A 15,915-nucleotide genomic window follows, 5' to 3' on the forward strand; every position below is an offset into this window, starting at 1 on the left:
GGGCCGCTGCGGCGGTCCGCCCGCCGTGCTCGCTGCGGTCGGCCGACCGGCTGAACGGCCGGCCCGGACGGGTGCGCGACGGCCGGGGCGGGTCCTTCGGGACCCGGCCCGGCCGTCGTCGTTTTTCGGGCGCGGGTGGCGTTTTGCGGCACGGCGAATTCCGGCTTCTGCTCTCAAATGACGCATCCTTGACCGGGAGAGGCGGCGGAGTGTCGCGCGACGAGCGGATCTCCGCACGACACGTACCAGCCGTTCGCGCCGTGCGGGCTGGACGAGGCGCACGACCCAGCCGAGAGGGGCTTCCAGATGAGCGCAGCCGTGCCACCGCAGGGGTTCGCGACCGTACGCGGCCGCGGCTACCGTCCCGACCGGGTCGACCGGTACCTCGCGCAGCTCGGTGCGAGCCGGGACGAGGCCTGGGAGCGGGCGGCGCGGCTGACGGTGCTCGCGCGGCAGATGGAGGAGGAGGCCGAGCGGCTGCGGGAGGCGGTGGCGCGGCTGGCCCCGCAGACGTACGAGGACCTCGGCGAGCGGGCGCGGCGGATCCTGGCACTGGCGGAGGAGGAGGCCGAGGCGGTACGGGCGGCCGGCCGCGCGGACGCGGCGGGCGCGCGGGCCGACGCGGAGGCGTACGCGCAGCGGGCGGCGGACCTGGCCCGCGAGGACGCGGCGGCGGTGCGCGACCAGACGGAGGTGCGGGCCCGGCAGGGACTGCTGCGGGCGCAGGGGGAGGCCGACGAACTGCGCGGCGCGGCGCGCGCGGACGCGGAGGCGTGGCGTGCGGAGGCGACGGCGGCCCTGGCGGACATGCGGCGGCGGGCGGACACGCTGCTGGCGGAGCAGGCGGGCGAGCACGCCGAGCGCCGGGACGCGGCGGAGCGGGAGCTGGCGGACCGGACCGCGGAGCTGGACGCGCGGGAGGCCGAGCTGGCGCAGTACGCCCAGGGGCGGCTCGCGGAGGCGCGGCGGGCGTACGCGGCGGCGGAGGAGACGGCCCGGCACGGGCAGGAGGATGCCGAGGCGCGCGGCGCGGAGCTGTTGGCCGCGGCGCGGGTGCGGGCGGAGCGGGTGGGCCGGGAGACGGAGCGGGTGCTGCGCGAGCACGCGGAGGCCCGGGACGAGGTGCAGGCGCACATGGACCACGTCCGCAGCAGCCTGGCCGCCCTCACGGGGCGCGCCCCCGCCGAGGGCTGACGGCCCCTGCCCCGTGCCTCCTCCTGCAAGGGGGGTCCGGAAGGGGCGGATCGCCCTACGGGCGGTAGGCGAAGGGTTCGCTGCGCAGGCCCGTCGGGGTGGTGACGGTGACCGTCGTGGGGGCCGCGACGCGGGGGGCGGGGACGAAGAGGCGGCCCCCTTCGAGGCGGGCCTCCACGGGGGCGGCGTCGCCGATGGTGACCCGGGTGTGCTCGGGGAAGGCGCCGCCCTCGATGACGAGGCCGGGCTCCCCGGCCGCGTCCCCGCCGGGCTCCTGGTACGAGACGTTCGTGACCACCGGGTTGGGCCGCGGGGTGGTCTTGTTGGCGAGGTACGCCCCGGCCGGCGCCGCGGTGAGCACCCATATCTCCCCGGGCAGCTTGGGCAGCCCGGGCGCGACGTCCATCGCGAAGAGCACGACCACGTACAGCATCGCGACGCCGTTGAAGAGCACGTACTGCAGGTCCATGAGGTCGGTGCGGCCGGAGTCGCTGCTGACGGCCTCGCGGAACCGGGCGGCGCCCGGGTTGGGCATCTTGGTCATGGTGCCGCTCTTGAGGCGCCCGCCGACCACGGCCTTGGCCAGGACCAGGGCCGCGAACGGCCCGCCGAGCAGCTCCAGGTAGGTGGGGCTGAGGGCGGCGAGGGGGCCGGCCTTCCCGTCGGGCGGGGTGAAGTAGGCCAGCCCCTTGCCGGTGGCCACCGCGTACGCGAGGAGGACCAGCAGCATCCAGACCAGCACCACGGTCCAGGCGAACGCCAGGGTCAGGGACGTGGAGATGCGCCCGTCCTTGCCCGTGACGACCCCGGGCCGCCTGCCTATGACCAGTGCGGTGCCGAGCAGGCCCAGCAGCCCGACGCCCGTGATGGCCGTTTCCATGTCGTCCCCCGATGTCCCGTCAGTCCTCGTTTCCCGGCGGCCGGTCCGTGTCCCCCGTCCGGATGCCGGTCCCGGTCCTGGGCCCGGGCTCCCCCATTCTCCGTCCCCCGCACGGCCGTTCGCCGAACCCCCGACGGCCCTCACGAAACCCTGACCGCGTCCCCTACCCGTCCCGGTGCTCCGGCAGGACGGGGAAGCGGCGCGGGGCCACCAGCAGCAGGACGAGGAGGGCCAGTACGGCCGCCGCGGCGGCGCCGAGGTGGACGTACGTCACGGCGCTCGCGACGGCGTCCCGCAGGTAGGCCGCGGCCCGCTCGGGCAGGGTGCCGGGGCTCGCGAGGGCCCGGGCGACGCCGTCGAGGTGCGCCGGCAGGCCGGGGACGGGGGCGTCGGCGAGCCGGGCGGCGATGGTGGCGTTGGCCACGGCGCCGAAGAGCGCGGCGCCCACGCTCTGGCCGACCTGGCGGCAGAAGAGGACCGAGGCGGTCGTGGTGCCGCGCTCCGCCCAGCCGACGGTGGCCTGGACGCCGACGACCAGGGGCAGTTGGAACAGTCCGAGAGCTGCTCCGAGCAGCAGCATGATCAGGGCCGGCTGCCAGGGCCGGGCGGGCTCGGGCAGGAACGGGAACGCGCACAGGATCAGGGCGGCCAGCCCGATGCCGAGGGCGGCGGTGTTGCGGAACCCGATGCGCCGGTACACGTGCTGGCTGCAGGCGGCGCTGATGGGCCAGCTGAGGGTCATCACGGACATCACCAGGCCGGCGGAGATCGGGTCGAGCCCGAGGACCGACTGCGCGTACGTGGGCACGAACACGACCGGGGCGACCATCAGGAGCCCGAGGGCTCCCATGGCGAGGTTGACGGCGGCGATGGTGCGGCGGAGCCACACCCAGCCGGGCAGGATCGGTTCCTCGGCCCGCCGTTCGACGAGTACGACGACCAGGGCGAGCACGGCGCTGCCGCCCAGCAGCGCCAGGGAGGGGGCCGACAGCCAGGGCCAGGCGACCCCGCCCTGGACGAGGGCGGTCAGCAGGAGGCCGCCGCAGGCGAACACCGCGAGGGCGCCGGGCCAGTCGATCCGGGGGCGGCGCCCGTCCGTACCCCGTGCCGGGGCGGTGCCGGCAGCCCGGCCGGGTTCGGTGAGCCGGCGGGCGACGAGCCAGAGGGCGAGTCCGCCGATGGGGGCGTTGACGAGGAAGATCCAGCGCCAGTCGGTGAAGGCGGCGAGCACTCCTCCGACGGCCGGGCCGGCCACCGCGGAGACGGCCCACACGGTGGAGAGCCGGGCCTGGATGCGGGGGCGTTCGCGCAGCGGGTAGAGGTCGCCGGCGAGGGTCTGGACGGTGCCCTGGATGGCGCCGCCGCCCAGGCCCTGGACGATGCGGAACGCGATGAGGGCGGCCATGTCCCAGGCGGCGGCGCACAGCAGGGAGCCGACCAGGAACAGGCTGATGCCGAAGAGGAGGACGGGCTTGCGCCCGAAGGTGTCGGAGAGCTTGCCGTAGACGGGGAGGCTGACGGTGACGGCGAGCAGGTAGCCGGAGAAGAGCCAGGAGAAGACGGCGAAGCCGCCGAGGTCGCCGACGATCTGGGGGACCGCGGTCGAGACGACGGTGCTGTCGAGGGCGGCGAGCGCCATGGCGAGCATGAGCGCGGCCGCGACGCCCTGGGGCCGGGCGGCCGGCCCGTCCGCCGTGGCCGTGTCGGCGCCCGTGCCGTCGGTCGTGCCCGCGGTCGTCCCGTCGGTCGTGCCGTCGGTCGTGCCCGCGGTCGTCCCGTGCGCGGTCCGTTCCTCGTACTCCCCTGCGTCCACCGGGCCCCCTCGCAAGATCGCTTCACTGTGCACCTATTTCCGCGGAACACCTTCTCATCGCGGCCCGCCGGGGCGGTATCCCCGAGACCCTGTCGTCCGCAGGGTGGACAACCCCTAGGGGGAGGTCCGTAGGGCGGGCCGGGGAAGGGTCGTCCCGGCGGAGGACGTGGCCGGGCCGACGGGGTCCTTAACTGGTTCCTACGAGGGGTTCGCGCCACCAGGGGGGTGGGGCCAGCCCCCGTACCGATACGCCGACCGGCACCAGCGCGCGCACGGGGCGGCGGGGCGGAGACTCATGACCGGAAGAAGCCCGGTGGGTCCGAGACAGACAGTGCGACAGAGGAGAAGAACCGTGACATCGGCTGTGACCATTCCCCGGCACGGGGGTACGGACGGAAGGTCTGCCGTGGCGGCGCGGGCGCGGCAGGTCGTCAAGGCGTACGGCGCGGGCGAGACCCGCGTCGTCGCCCTCGACCACGTCGACGTCGACATCGCGCGCGGCCAGTTCACCGCCATCATGGGACCGTCCGGCTCGGGCAAGTCCACGTTGATGCACTGCCTGGCCGGCCTGGACACCGTGACGGGGGGCAAGATCTACCTCGACGAGACCGAGATCACCGGCCTGAAGGACAAGAAGCTCACGCAGCTCCGCCGGGACCGGATCGGCTTCATCTTCCAGGCGTTCAACCTGCTCCCCACGCTCAACGCGCTCGAGAACATCACGCTCCCCATGGACATCGCCGGCCGCAAGCCGGACCGGGAGTGGCTGGACCGCGTCGTGGAGACCGTCGGCCTCGCCGGGCGCCTCAAGCACCGGCCCACCCAGCTCTCCGGCGGCCAGCAGCAGCGCGTCGCGGTGGCCCGTGCGCTCGCCGCCCGCCCCGAGATCATCTTCGGGGACGAGCCCACCGGAAACCTCGACTCCCGGGCCGGCGCCGAGGTCCTGGGCTTCCTGCGCCGCTCGGTCGACGAACTCGGCCAGACCATCGTCATGGTCACCCACGACCCGGTCGCCGCCTCCTACGCGGACCGGGTGCTGTACCTGGCCGACGGCCGGATCGTGGACGAGATGCACGCGCCCACCGCCGAGCAGGTGCTGGACCGCATGAAGGACTTCGACGCGCGGGGGCGGACGTCGTGACCGTCCTCAAGACCTCGCTGCGCAGCTTCCTCGCGCACAAGGGCCGCATGGCCCTGTCGGGCATCGCGGTCCTGCTGTCCGTCGCCTTCGTCTGTGGAACGCTGGTCTTCACGGACACGATGAACGCCACGTTCGACAAGTTGTTCGCGACCACGGCCGCGGACGTGACCGTCTCCGCCAAGGCCGCCGGCGACGACGAGGAGAGCATGCGCCGCGGCCGCCCGGACACGATCCCCGGCGCGGTCGTCGCCAAGGCCGCCGCGGCCCCCGGGGTCAGGTCGGCCGAGGGCAGCGTCGTGTCGCTGGCCGTCACCGTCGTCGACGCCCGCAACGAGAACCTGGGCTCCAGCACCGGCGCCCCCACCATCGCCGCCAGCTGGAACGACCAGGAGCTGCGCTCGATGGAGGTCAGCTCCGGGCACGCCCCGCGCGGCCCCACCGAGGTGATGGTCGACGCCGACACCGCCGACAAGCACCACCTCAAGCTCGGCGACGAGATCCGCACGATCGCCGTCACCGGGGACTTCCGCGCCCGGATCTCCGGCATCGCCACCTTCAAGGTGACCAACCCCGGCGCCACCATCGTCTACCTCGACACCGCCACCGCCCAGCGCCAACTGCTCGGCGGCCCCGACCGGTTCACCAACGTCAACGTCACCGCCAAGGACGGCGTCACCGACGAGCAGCTCAAGCGGGACGTCGACCGGGCGCTGGGCGCCGGGAGCTACAAGCTCCAGACCGCCGCCGAGGCCGCCGACGCCGGCCGCAAGGACGTCGGCTCGTTCCTCGACGTCATGAAGTACGTGATGCTCGGCTTCGCCGGCATCGCCTTCCTCGTCGGCATCTTCCTGATCTTCAACACGTTCTCGATGCTGGTCGCCCAGCGCACCCGCGAGATCGGCCTGATGCGCGCCATCGGCGCCGGCCGCGACCAGGTCAACCGCTCGGTGCTCGTCGAGGCCCTGCTGCTCGGCGTGTTCGGCTCGGTCCTGGGTGTCGGCGCGGGTGTCGGCCTGGCCGTCGTCCTGATGAAGCTCATGGGCCAGATGGGCATGAACCTGTCCACCGACGACCTCACGGTCCTGTGGACCACCCCGGTCATCGGCCTGGCCCTCGGCGTGGTCGTCACCGTCCTCGCCGCGTACCTGCCCGCCCGCCGGGCCGGCGAGGTCTCCCCGATGGCCGCCCTGCGCGACGCCGGCACCCCGGGCGACCGCAAGGCCGGCTGGGTGCGCGGTCTGATCGGCCTGGTCCTCACCGGCGCCGGCGGCGCCGCCCTGCTCGCCGCCGCGGCCGCCGACGAGGCCTCCACGGGCTCCCTCTGGCTCGGCCTGGGCGTGGTGCTCAGCCTCATCGGGTTCATCGTCATCGGCCCGCTGCTGGCCGGCGTCGTCGTCAAGGCGGTGTCGAGCGTCGTCCTCAAGCCCTTCGGTTCCGTCGGCCGGCTCGCCGAGCGCAACGCGCTGCGCAACCCGCGCCGTACCGGAGCCACCGCCGCCGCCCTGATGATCGGCCTGGCGCTGGTGGCCTGCCTGTCGGTGGTCGGCTCCTCCATGGTGGCGTCCGCCACCGACGAGCTCGACCGCTCGGTGGGCGCGGACTTCATCATCCAGTCGCCCGCCGGCCAGCCGCTCATGCCGCAGACCGAGAAGGCCGTACGGGCCACCAAGGGCCTCGACCACGTCACCGCCTACCGCGGCCTCGAAGCGACCGTCACCACCCCGCGCGGACACACCGCCGAGGAGGAGCTCAGCGTCACCGACCCGACGTACCCGCAGGACGTCCGCCGCAAGATGACCGCGGGCGCGCACCAGGACGCGTACGGCCCCGGCGCGATGTCGGTCGGCTCGGACTACGCCACCCGGTACGGCATCAAGGCCGGCGACACCCTCAAGGTCGCCTTCAAGGACGGCCGGACCACCTCGCTGAAGGTCGCCGCCATTACCACCGACGAGGGCAACCTCGACAAGGGCGTCATGTACGTGAGCACCGCGACCGCCGAGGCGAACGTCCCGGCCGACCGGCTGCCCCGCCCCTTCATGCTGCTGGCCAAGGCGCAGGACGGGCAGGCGGACGCGGCGTACACCGCGCTCAAGCACGAACTGGCCGCGTACCCGCAGTACAAGGTGCTCGACCAGACCGACTACAAGCAGACCCTCAAGGACCAGGTGGGCCAGCTGCTCAACATGGTCTACGGCCTGCTCGCCCTCGCGATCATCGTCGCGGTGCTCGGCGTCGTGAACACCCTGGCCCTGTCGGTGGTCGAGCGGACCCGCGAGATCGGCCTGATGCGCGCCATCGGCCTCTCCCGCCGCCAGCTGCGCCGCATGATCCGGCTGGAGTCGGTGGTCATCGCCCTCTTCGGCGCGCTGCTGGGCCTCGGGCTCGGCATGGGCTGGGGCGCGGCAGCGCAGAAGCTGCTGGCGCTGGAGGGCCTGCAGGTCCTGGAGATCCCGTGGCCGACGATCCTCACGGTCTTCGTGGGTTCGGCGTTCGTGGGCCTGTTCGCCGCCCTGGTGCCGGCCTTCCGGGCCGGTCGGATGAACGTGCTCAACGCGATCGCGAGCGAGTGACGGGCCCCCTGTGAGGGCGCGGGGACGGGCGGGGGCCTTGCGGGGCCGCCGCCCGTCCCCCGTCACGGCGACCCGGGCCGGTCGAGGCCGAAACGCCTCCTCGCCAGCTCCAGGCCGTCCCGGTGCACGCCCACTTCCGCCCACGAGAACACGAGCACGCACGGTTCCCGGTCCACCCTGCGCAGCGTCAGGGTCGCCGGGTCGTCCGTCTGCGGGACGGGTGCGGGAAACGGCGCCTTCGGCCCCAGCCCGACCCGCGGGCCGTCGCTGTCCTCCAGGACGAAGGACGCCGCCGGAGCATCGCCCATCCGCAGCGTCACCTCCACGGCCGCCCCGGGGCAGCCGTCGGCTCCCACGAGGCCGCTCCAGCTCGTGAGGGAGCGTTCGTCGGACTCGGCCAGTTCCAGCGTCGCGCGGCGGGACCCGCCAGGCGGCAGCCGCCACCACCAGACGTCGTCGACCCGCGAGCAGTAGCCGTCGCAGAGCGGGGGCTCGACGTACGGCCGGTCCCCGGAGCGGAACGACAACAGGTCGAGCGGCCCGTCGCCGCTGGCGACGTGGTCGACGGCGAACAGCAGCACCAGCGCCAGCAGGGCCTGCAAGGCGCTGGGCAGCACCGGCAGCAGGTACCTCCAGCGCCGGGCTGCCGTCCTTCCGCGGTAGACCGAGCGGCGCGCCGGCGCGGCCCCGCCGCTCAGCTGCTCCTGGACCCGGTGGTGGCGGAACCGGTGGACCGCACCGGTCTGCCGCAGGACCCCCAGCTCGTGGGCGGTGCCGAGGAACGCCCAGAACCGCCAGGGCAGCCGGCCCGTCAGCCAGAACCACGTCCGGGACAGCTGGTACGTGCCCCAGGCCGACCCGAGCAGCGTGACGAGACCGGTGACCGCGCCGACGCGCGCCCCGAACCCGAAGGCCTCCCAGGGCGCGGCGCCCAGCACGAAGCGCAGCCAGCCGCCCACGGCCGCCCCCATGAGCGCCCCCACGGCCAGGGCCGACAGGGCGCCGATGAGCGCGTACTGGCGGAGCACGCCCCGCGGACCGCGCAGGACGTCCTCGGTGACGTACGCCTGGGTCAGGGTGTGCCGGACGGCGAAGTGCACGCCGGTGCCGCCGAGCCCGCAGAACACCGTGATGAACAGCGCCTCCCGCGCACCGAACAGCAGGTAGAGGAACCAGCCGTACGAGAAGGCGAACAGGGCCCCCAGCACCCACCCGGTGACCTCGGAGTGGACCTGCCACCAGGCGAACTCCGACGTCCCGTCGCGCCGCATCTGACCGGCGACGGTGGCCAGGTAGCGCCGGGCCCGGTCCGGGGCCAGGCGCGGGCCCCCGGCGGAGGCGAGGTCGGCGCAGACCGCGGGCAGGTACTGCTTCAGCAGGTGCGCCTCGAGCTCGTCCCGCTGCCCGAACCTCCGGTCGTCCAGCAGCTCCGCGGGATCGGTCGGCCCCGCCCGGTACGCCGTGCGGGCCAGGTACAGCATCAGGGGCGAGGAGAGGGCGGCGGCCAGGGGTGAGCCCGGGGCGCTGCGCAGGGCCTCGAAGACCGGGTCCCAGCGGCTGTCGCCGGCCACCGCCGACCGCTGGAGGTAGGTGATCGCCTCCTGCGGCGCCACCGGGTCCAGCGCCACCGCCGCTGCCCGCGTGAGGTGCTGCCCGCTCTCCCGCACCGTCTTCGCGTAGTCGGTGTCGCGGCAGGTCACCAGCAGCGGCAGGCCCTCGGGGACCAGGGCGTCGATCGCCTCGACCGCGGGACCCTGCAGCGGAGGGGGCAGCTCGTCGAGGCCGTCGAGGACGGGCATCACCCGGTTCTCGTCCAGGAGGGCCCGCGCGGTGTCCGTGCGGGCGCGGCGGGACAGGCCCGTGGTGCGACGGCCGTCGGGGCCGAGCTCCCGGATGCGCTCGACCATCCAGTCCCGCAGCTCGACGGTCGGACGCCAGGAGGACAGGGAGAGGAGCACGGGCACCGGCTCCCCGGCCCGCCACGCCTTGTGCAGGTCCCAGGCCAGCAGCAGGGCGAGGACGCTCTTGCCGGCGCCGGGCGGGCCCAGCACGACCAACTGGCGCCGGGGCAGGATCCGCAGGAGTTCCGGCAACCGGTTCACGTCGCCGGGCGGCGGCGGGTTCCCGGGTTCCAGGCCGAGCGCCTCCGCCCGCGCCTGCACCGACCCGCCGGCCGGGGAGAAGCGGACCGGGATGCGGCCCGGGTGCTCCAGCTTCAGCCGGCCGATCTCGACGAGCAGGCGGCCGCGGACGGCGGTGCGCAGAGCGTCCGCGGCGCGATCGACGTCCGAGAGGACCCGGCCGTTCGTGATGTTCACCTGGGTCTGGGACACGCGTTCCGCCCGCACGTCCTTGAGTACCTGCTTAGACCCGCCGCGCATGCGCGTCCCCCCGTGGTACAAGTGGCCGGAGCGTGGACCCGGCTGGCAATGCTACGTAAACCAGGGGGAGTTGCGTGATGACGATGGTGAGAAGGCGCATGCTGGCGGCCGCCGGGACGGTCGTGGTCGGGGCCGTGGTGAACGTGACGACCGGCATGCTCACGCAGAGCTGGTCGCTGGCCTGGTTCCTCTGCACGGCCGTGGTGGTCGTGGTGGGCGCCGGCCTGCAGGCGTGGCTGACCGTGGCGGAGCGGACGGCAGCCGGGGGCGTCGGCGCCGCCCGCCGTCAGCAGCTGGTGGACCTCGAGGTCGAGGGCGGCTCGGTGACGCAGCGGATGGCCGGGCCCGGGGAGCAGACCGCGAGGCGGCTCAGGGTCACGGGGGACGTGCGTCAGGAGCAGAGCGGGTAGGTCCCGCCCTGCCGGGCACCGCGGGAGGGGCCCCCGCCCCGTCAGCCGGTGTGCTTGAGCAGGACGTACCCGTCGGTGCGGTCCACCAGGGTGTAGCGGGCGTGCGGGTGGAGCTTCTTCGCGTACTCGACCGGCGGGCCCGCCCAGCCGTCGCCGTTGTCCAGCGCGATCCAGTCCGGCACCACGCCCTTGGTGCCGCCCACCCAGAAGACCCGGCAGCGCGAGACCAGGCGCGCTATCGGGCCGACGTCCGACTCGACGCTCGCCCCGTCCGGGATCCGGGCCAGGAGCTCCTCGACCCGGGTCACCTTCTCGCTCCTGCGGTACGTCGCCGGGTCGGTCAGCGCCGACAGCGGCTGGTACGGGGTCAGGGCGAGCGCGGCCGCGGCGACGGCGGTGGGCAGCTGGAGGGCGTACGCGCGCAGCCACGGCCGGGGGCTGCGGCGGCTGCTGTCGATCGCGTCGGCCAGCGCCAGCGCCAGCACCGGCATCAGTACGGCGCTGTAGTGCCAGTCGGTGGACCAGTAGTGGTCGTCGTGGGAGAGGAACCGCCAGCCGATCGTCGGCAGCGCCGCCAGCACCAGCGGCGAGCGCAGCGCGAGCAGGCCGGTGGTGGGCACGAGGATCCACAGCAGCGTGCGGACCTTGGTGTCCCAGCCGTCCAGGGGCCCGCCCTCGCCGAGCTTGTCCCAGTAGCCGTAGCCGCCGCCGGTGTTGAAGGCCGGGATGACGACGGTGAACGCGAGCAGGGACACCAGCAGCCCCAGCGCCGCCGCCAGCAGCGCCCAGCCCGCGGTCCGGGAGGACGTCCTGCGCACCCGGTACGCCACGACCAGGGCGATCGCGGCGGCGGTGACGCCGAGGTCCTCCTTGACCAGGGACAGCGGGAGCGCCCACCACAGCGCCGCCTTCCAGCGGCGCGCCAGCAGCGCCTCCAGGGAGAAGGCGATCAGGGGGACCGCGAAGCAGATCTCGTGGAAGTCGAAGTCGACGGCCCGCTGGACGCCCCAGGACAGGCCGAAGGCCGCCCCGATCGCCAGCCCCCGGGCCCGCCCCAGCAGCCGGGTCGCGGCCCGGGTGACCGGGACCGCGGCGAGCGCGAACAGCAGGGCCTGCGCCACCAGCAGGGTCACGGGGGAGGGGAAGAGCCGGTAGACCGGCGCGAGCACCGCCGTGATCGGGCTGAAGTGGTCGCCGAGGATGTGGCTGCCGGGGCCCTTGAGATCGGCCACCGGCGCCTGGAGGTGCGCGTAGCCGCTGATGGCCTGCGTGAAGATCCCGAGGTCCCAGGAGAGGGTCTCCATCCGCCGGTAGCGGAGCACGGACTGCAGGGCGTACGCGACGAACAGCACCGCGGCCAGCGCGTACGGGCCCCATGGCCGGCCGACCCGGCGCGCGGCCCCCGTCCCGGCCCCCGTCCCGGCTCCGGACGCCCCGGCGGACCGGGGACCGGGTATGCGAACGCCGGCCACGGCCCGGCGGGGCGCGGCCGGCGCGGAGCTGCGCGGCGATGTGGTCATGCGTCGGTTCCTGTGGTCGGCGGGGCCGGATCCAGGCAAACCGGCACTCCCGACCTTAGGACGGCCCACCGACGGTACCGGTTGCCGCCCCTCCGACTGCGTCCGTTCTCACACCGCCAGGACGGGTACCTCGTAGAGCGGGATGTGCTTGTCGCGCGTCACGAGCGTGAGGCCCTCGGTCTGCGCCTGGGCGATCAGCATCCGGTCGAACGGGTCCCGGCGCGAGGGCGGCCCGGCGCGGGCCGGCTCCGTCACTCTTCCGAGGGGCCCGAATCCCTCGCGCGGGTGAGGGCGGCCCGTCGTAGGCTGGGAGCGCCGGCGGAGCCGGTACCCCCGGCCCGTGAGACGTGTCGGGTCCTTCGCGTTGCCCACCCTCGGACACAACCGGACGGAAAGCACCCTTCATGAGCCTGCACGGTCTGCTCGACGCCGTCATCCAGGACCCCGCGCTCGGCGAGGCCGTCAAGACGGCCGCCGACGGCCACCGGATGCACGTGGACCTGGTCGGCCCGCCCGCCGCGCGGCCCTTCGCCATCGCCGCCCTGGCCCGCAGCGCCGGCCGCACGGTGCTCGCCGTGACCGCCACCGGCCGCGAGGCCGAGGACCTGGCCGCCGCCCTGCGCTCCCTGCTGCCGCCCGACGAGGTCGTCGACTTCCCCTCCTGGGAGACCCTGCCCCACGAGCGCCTGAGCCCCCGCAGCGACACCGTGGGCCGCCGCCTGGCCGTGCTCCGCCGGCTGGCGCACCCGTCGGAGGACGACCCGGCCGCCGGGCCGGTGAGCGTCGTCGTCGCGCCCGTACGGTCCGTGCTCCAGCCGCAGGTCAAAGGCCTGGGCGACCTCGTCCCCGTCGCGCTGCGGCAGGGGCAGGGCGTCGACCTCGGCGAGGTCACCGAGGCGCTGGCGGCGGCCGCGTACGCGCGCGTCGAGCTGGTCGAGAAGCGCGGCGAGTTCGCCGTCCGCGGCGGCATCCTCGACGTGTTCCCGCCCACCGAGGAGCACCCGCTCCGCATCGAGTTCTGGGGCGACGAGGTCGAGGAGATCCGCTACTTCAAGGTCGCCGACCAGCGCTCCCTGGAGATCGCCGAGCACGGCCTGTGGGCCCCGCCCTGCCGCGAGCTGCTGCTCACCCCCGAGGTCCGCGAGCGTGCCGCCGCACTCGCCGAGGCCCACCCCGAGCTGGGCGAACTCCTCGGCAAGATCGCCGAGGGCATCGCCGTCGAGGGCATGGAGTCCCTGGCCCCCGTCCTGGTCGACGACATGGAGCTGCTGCTCGACGTACTCCCCGAGGGCGCCATGGCCGTGGTCTGCGACCCCGAGCGGGTCCGCACCCGGGCCGCCGACCTGGTCGCCACCAGCCAGGAGTTCCTCCAGGCCTCGTGGGCGGCGACCGCGGGTGGCGGCGAGGCGCCCATCGACGTCGGCGCGGCGAGCCTGTGGGGCATCGCGGACGTCCGCGACCGGGCCCGCGAGCTCGGCCTCATGTGGTGGTCGGTCTCCCCGTTCGCCGCCGACGAGGAACTGTCCGACGAGACGCTGAAGCTCGGCATGCACGCCCCCGAGAGCTACCGCGGCGACACCGCCCGGGCGCTCGCCGACACCAAGGGCTGGCTCGCCGACGGCTGGCGCACCGTCTACGTCACCGAGGGCCACGGCCCCGCCTCCCGCACCGTCGAGGTGCTCGGCGGCGAGGGCATCCCCGCCCGCCTCCAGGCCGACCTCGACGGCATCGAGCCCTCCGTGGTGCACGTCGCGTGCGGCGCGCTCGACAGCGGCTTCGTCGACCCCGGCCTGAAGGTCGCGGTGCTCACCGAGACCGACCTGACCGGCCAGCGCACCGCCACCAAGGACCTCGGCCGGATGCCGGCCCGCCGCCGCAAGACCATCGACCCGCTGACCCTCCAGGCCGGCGACTACATCGTCCACGAGCAGCACGGCGTCGGCCGCTACCTGGAGATGGTCCAGCGCACCGTGCAGGGCGCCACCCGCGAGTACCTGCTCGTCGAGTACGCCCCCGCCAAGCGCGGCCAGCCCGGCGACCGCCTCTACATCCCCACCGACCAGCTGGAACAGGTCACCAAGTACGTCGGCGGCGAGGCGCCCACCCTGCACCGGCTCGGCGGCGCCGACTGGACCAAGACCAAGCAGAAGGCGAAGAAGGCCATCAAGGAGATCGCGGCCGACCTCATCAAGCTCTACAGCGCCCGCATGGCCGCCCCCGGGCACACCTTCGGCCCGGACACCCCCTGGCAGCGGGAGCTGGAGGACGCCTTCCCGTACGCCGAGACCCCCGACCAGCTGTCCACCATCGCCGAGGTGAAGGAGGACATGGAGAAGTCGGTCCCCATGGACCGCCTGATCTGCGGCGACGTCGGCTACGGCAAGACCGAGATCGCCGTCCGCGCGGCCTTCAAGGCCGTCCAGGACGGCAAGCAGGTCGCCGTCCTGGTCCCGACGACGCTGCTGGTGCAGCAGCACTTCGGCACCTTCTCGGAGCGCTACAGCCAGTTCCCGGTCAACGTGAGGGCGCTGTCCCGCTTCCAGACCGACACCGAGGCCAAGGCCACCCTGGAGGGGCTGAAGGAGGGCTCGGTGGACGTGGTCATCGGCACCCACCGCCTCTTCTCCTCCGAGACGAAGTTCAAGGACCTGGGCCTGGTCATCGTCGACGAGGAGCAGCGCTTCGGCGTCGAGCACAAGGAGCAGTTGAAGAAGCTGCGCGCCAACGTCGACGTGCTGACCATGTCGGCCACCCCGATCCCGCGCACCTTGGAGATGGCGGTCACCGGCATCCGCGAGATGTCGACGATCACCACCCCGCCGGAGGAGCGCCACCCGGTGCTCACCTTCGTCGGCCCGTACGAGGAGAAGCAGATCGGCGCGGCCGTCCGCCGCGAACTCCTGCGCGAGGGCCAGGTCTTCTACATCCACAACCGCGTCGAGTCCATCGACCGGGCCGCCGCCCGGCTGCGCGAGATCGTGCCCGAGGCGCGGATCGCCACCGCGCACGGGCAGATGGGCGAGAGCCAGCTGGAGCAGGTCGTCGTCGACTTCTGGGAGAAGAAGTTCGACGTGCTGGTCTCCACGACGATCGTCGAGTCCGGCATCGACATCTCCAACGCCAACACGCTCATCGTCGAGCGCGGCGACACCTTCGGCCTCTCGCAGCTGCACCAGTTGCGCGGCCGCGTGGGCCGCGGCCGCGAGCGCGGGTACGCGTACTTCCTCTACCCGCCGGAGAAGCCGCTGACGGAGACCGCGCACGAGCGGCTCGCCACCATCGCCCAGCACACCGAGATGGGCGCCGGCATGTACGTGGCCATGAAGGACCTGGAGATCCGCGGCGCCGGCAACCTGCTCGGCGGCGAGCAGTCCGGCCACATCGCCGGCGTCGGCTTCGACCTGTACGTACGGATGGTCGGCGAGGCCGTGGCGGACTACCGGGCGTCGCTGGAGGGCGGGGTGGAGGAGGAGCCGCCGCTGGAGGTCAAGATCGAGCTGCCGGTGGACGCGCACGTCCCGCACGACTACGCGCCCGGCGAGCAGCTGCGCCTGCAGGCCTACCGGGCCATCGCCTCCGCGAGCTCCGAGGACGACGTCACGGCGGTCCGCGAGGAGCTCACCGACCGCTACGGCAAGCTGCCCGAGCCGGTGGAGAACCTGCTGCTGGTCGCCGGGCTGCGGATGCTGGCCCGGGCCTGCGGGGTCGGCGACATCACCCTCCAGGGCAACAACATCCGCTTCTCGCCGGTGGAGCTGAGGGAGTCCCAGGAGCTGCGCCTCAAGCGGCTCTACCCGGGCTCGGTCATCAAGGCGGCCGCCTCGCAGGTGCTCGTACCGCGGCCGAAGACGGGGAAGATCGGCGGCAAGCCGCTGGTCGGGCGGGAACTGCTGGCGTGGACGGGCGAGTTCCTGACCCAGATCCTGGGGTCGTGAAGACCTGCCCGGATCGATCCCGGGACCGTGAAGGTTGAGCGGCGCGGTGCGGTGACGGCGTCACCGCA

The 15,915-nt window shown here is 73.9% G+C and carries 10 protein-coding genes; 5 read left to right on the forward strand and 5 right to left on the reverse strand.

What is annotated here, in order from left to right; genetic code table 11:
• The first annotated feature begins 306 nt into the window (after positions 1-306).
• Entirely contained in the window at positions 307-1,194 is an 888-nt protein-coding gene (locus IF43_RS0104120; RefSeq protein ID WP_030193884.1) for a cellulose-binding protein, read from the forward strand.
• 55 nt (positions 1,195-1,249) lie between these two features.
• Here IF43_RS0104120 and IF43_RS0104125 read toward each other — a convergent pair whose 3' ends face one another.
• Together IF43_RS0104125 and IF43_RS0104130 are read right to left on the reverse strand one after the other, a co-directional pair.
• Complete coding sequence (locus tag IF43_RS0104125) at positions 1,250-2,074, reverse strand: hypothetical protein (RefSeq protein ID WP_051794659.1); 825 nt, start codon at positions 2,072-2,074, stop codon at positions 1,250-1,252.
• 163 nt (positions 2,075-2,237) lie between these two features.
• The gene (locus tag IF43_RS0104130; RefSeq protein WP_037887356.1) at positions 2,238-3,722 is read right to left on the reverse strand and encodes an MFS transporter; all 1,485 of its coding nucleotides are present in this window, start codon (positions 3,720-3,722) and stop codon (positions 2,238-2,240) included.
• Positions 3,723-4,239: 517 nt separating this feature from the next.
• On the opposite strand from IF43_RS0104130, the gene IF43_RS0104135 reads away from it, so the two are divergent.
• Together IF43_RS0104135 and IF43_RS0104140 are read left to right on the forward strand one after the other, a co-directional pair.
• Positions 4,240-5,028 carry an ABC transporter ATP-binding protein gene (locus IF43_RS0104135; protein ID WP_030193889.1) on the forward strand — a complete coding sequence of 263 codons (789 nt, stop codon included), beginning with the start codon at positions 4,240-4,242 and terminating at the stop codon, positions 5,026-5,028.
• Entirely contained in the window at positions 5,025-7,601 is a 2,577-nt protein-coding gene (locus IF43_RS0104140) for an ABC transporter permease (RefSeq protein ID WP_030193891.1), read from the forward strand. The genes IF43_RS0104135 and IF43_RS0104140 overlap by 4 nt, the downstream gene beginning before the upstream one ends.
• Positions 7,602-7,663: 62 nt before the next feature.
• Here the strand turns inward: IF43_RS0104140 and IF43_RS37770 are convergent, their stop codons facing one another.
• Entirely contained in the window at positions 7,664-9,982 is a 2,319-nt protein-coding gene (locus tag IF43_RS37770) for an NACHT domain-containing NTPase (RefSeq protein WP_158939148.1), read from the reverse strand.
• A 77-nt stretch (positions 9,983-10,059) separates the two neighbouring features.
• On the opposite strand from IF43_RS37770, the gene IF43_RS0104150 reads away from it, so the two are divergent.
• Complete coding sequence (locus tag IF43_RS0104150; protein WP_030193894.1) at positions 10,060-10,392, forward strand: hypothetical protein; 333 nt, start codon at positions 10,060-10,062, stop codon at positions 10,390-10,392.
• Positions 10,393-10,433: 41 nt separating this feature from the next.
• On the opposite strand, the gene IF43_RS0104155 is transcribed toward IF43_RS0104150, so the two are convergent.
• Together IF43_RS0104155 and IF43_RS40365 are read right to left on the reverse strand one after the other, a co-directional pair.
• A complete protein-coding gene (locus IF43_RS0104155) occupies positions 10,434-11,912 on the reverse strand; it encodes a DUF2079 domain-containing protein (RefSeq protein WP_030193895.1) in 1,479 nt (492 codons plus the stop codon).
• A 108-nt stretch (positions 11,913-12,020) separates the two neighbouring features.
• Positions 12,021-12,167, reverse strand: a complete 147-nt coding sequence (locus IF43_RS40365; RefSeq protein ID WP_234331937.1) for a PIN domain-containing protein — start codon at positions 12,165-12,167, stop codon at positions 12,021-12,023.
• Positions 12,168-12,316: 149 nt separating this feature from the next.
• Here IF43_RS40365 and mfd point away from each other — a divergent pair, with 149 nt between their 5' ends.
• Positions 12,317-15,847, forward strand: a complete 3,531-nt coding sequence (mfd, locus tag IF43_RS0104165; RefSeq protein ID WP_030193898.1) for a transcription-repair coupling factor — start codon at positions 12,317-12,319, stop codon at positions 15,845-15,847.
• Positions 15,848-15,915 lie beyond the last annotated feature (68 nt).

This window comes from Streptomyces sp. NRRL S-87 (genome assembly GCF_000719335.1).
GTDB lineage: Bacteria > Actinomycetota > Actinomycetes > Streptomycetales > Streptomycetaceae > Streptomyces.

What these genes read in the sequence shown, in the direction of transcription:
- IF43_RS37770 (WP_158939148.1), bottom strand. Translation starts at nt 9,982, where the DNA reads ATGCGCGGCGGGTCTAAGCAGGTACTCAAGGACGTGCGGGCGGAACGC.
- IF43_RS0104125 (WP_051794659.1), bottom strand. Translation starts at nt 2,074, where the DNA reads ATGGAAACGGCCATCACGGGCGTCGGGCTGCTGGGCCTGCTCGGCACC.
- mfd (WP_030193898.1), top strand. Translation starts at nt 12,317, where the DNA reads ATGAGCCTGCACGGTCTGCTCGACGCCGTCATCCAGGACCCCGCGCTC.
- IF43_RS0104150 (WP_030193894.1), top strand. Translation starts at nt 10,060, where the DNA reads ATGACGATGGTGAGAAGGCGCATGCTGGCGGCCGCCGGGACGGTCGTG.
- IF43_RS0104130 (WP_037887356.1), bottom strand. Translation starts at nt 3,722, where the DNA reads ATGCTCGCCATGGCGCTCGCCGCCCTCGACAGCACCGTCGTCTCGACC.
- IF43_RS0104155 (WP_030193895.1), bottom strand. Translation starts at nt 11,912, where the DNA reads ATGACCACATCGCCGCGCAGCTCCGCGCCGGCCGCGCCCCGCCGGGCC.
- IF43_RS0104120 (WP_030193884.1), top strand. Translation starts at nt 307, where the DNA reads ATGAGCGCAGCCGTGCCACCGCAGGGGTTCGCGACCGTACGCGGCCGC.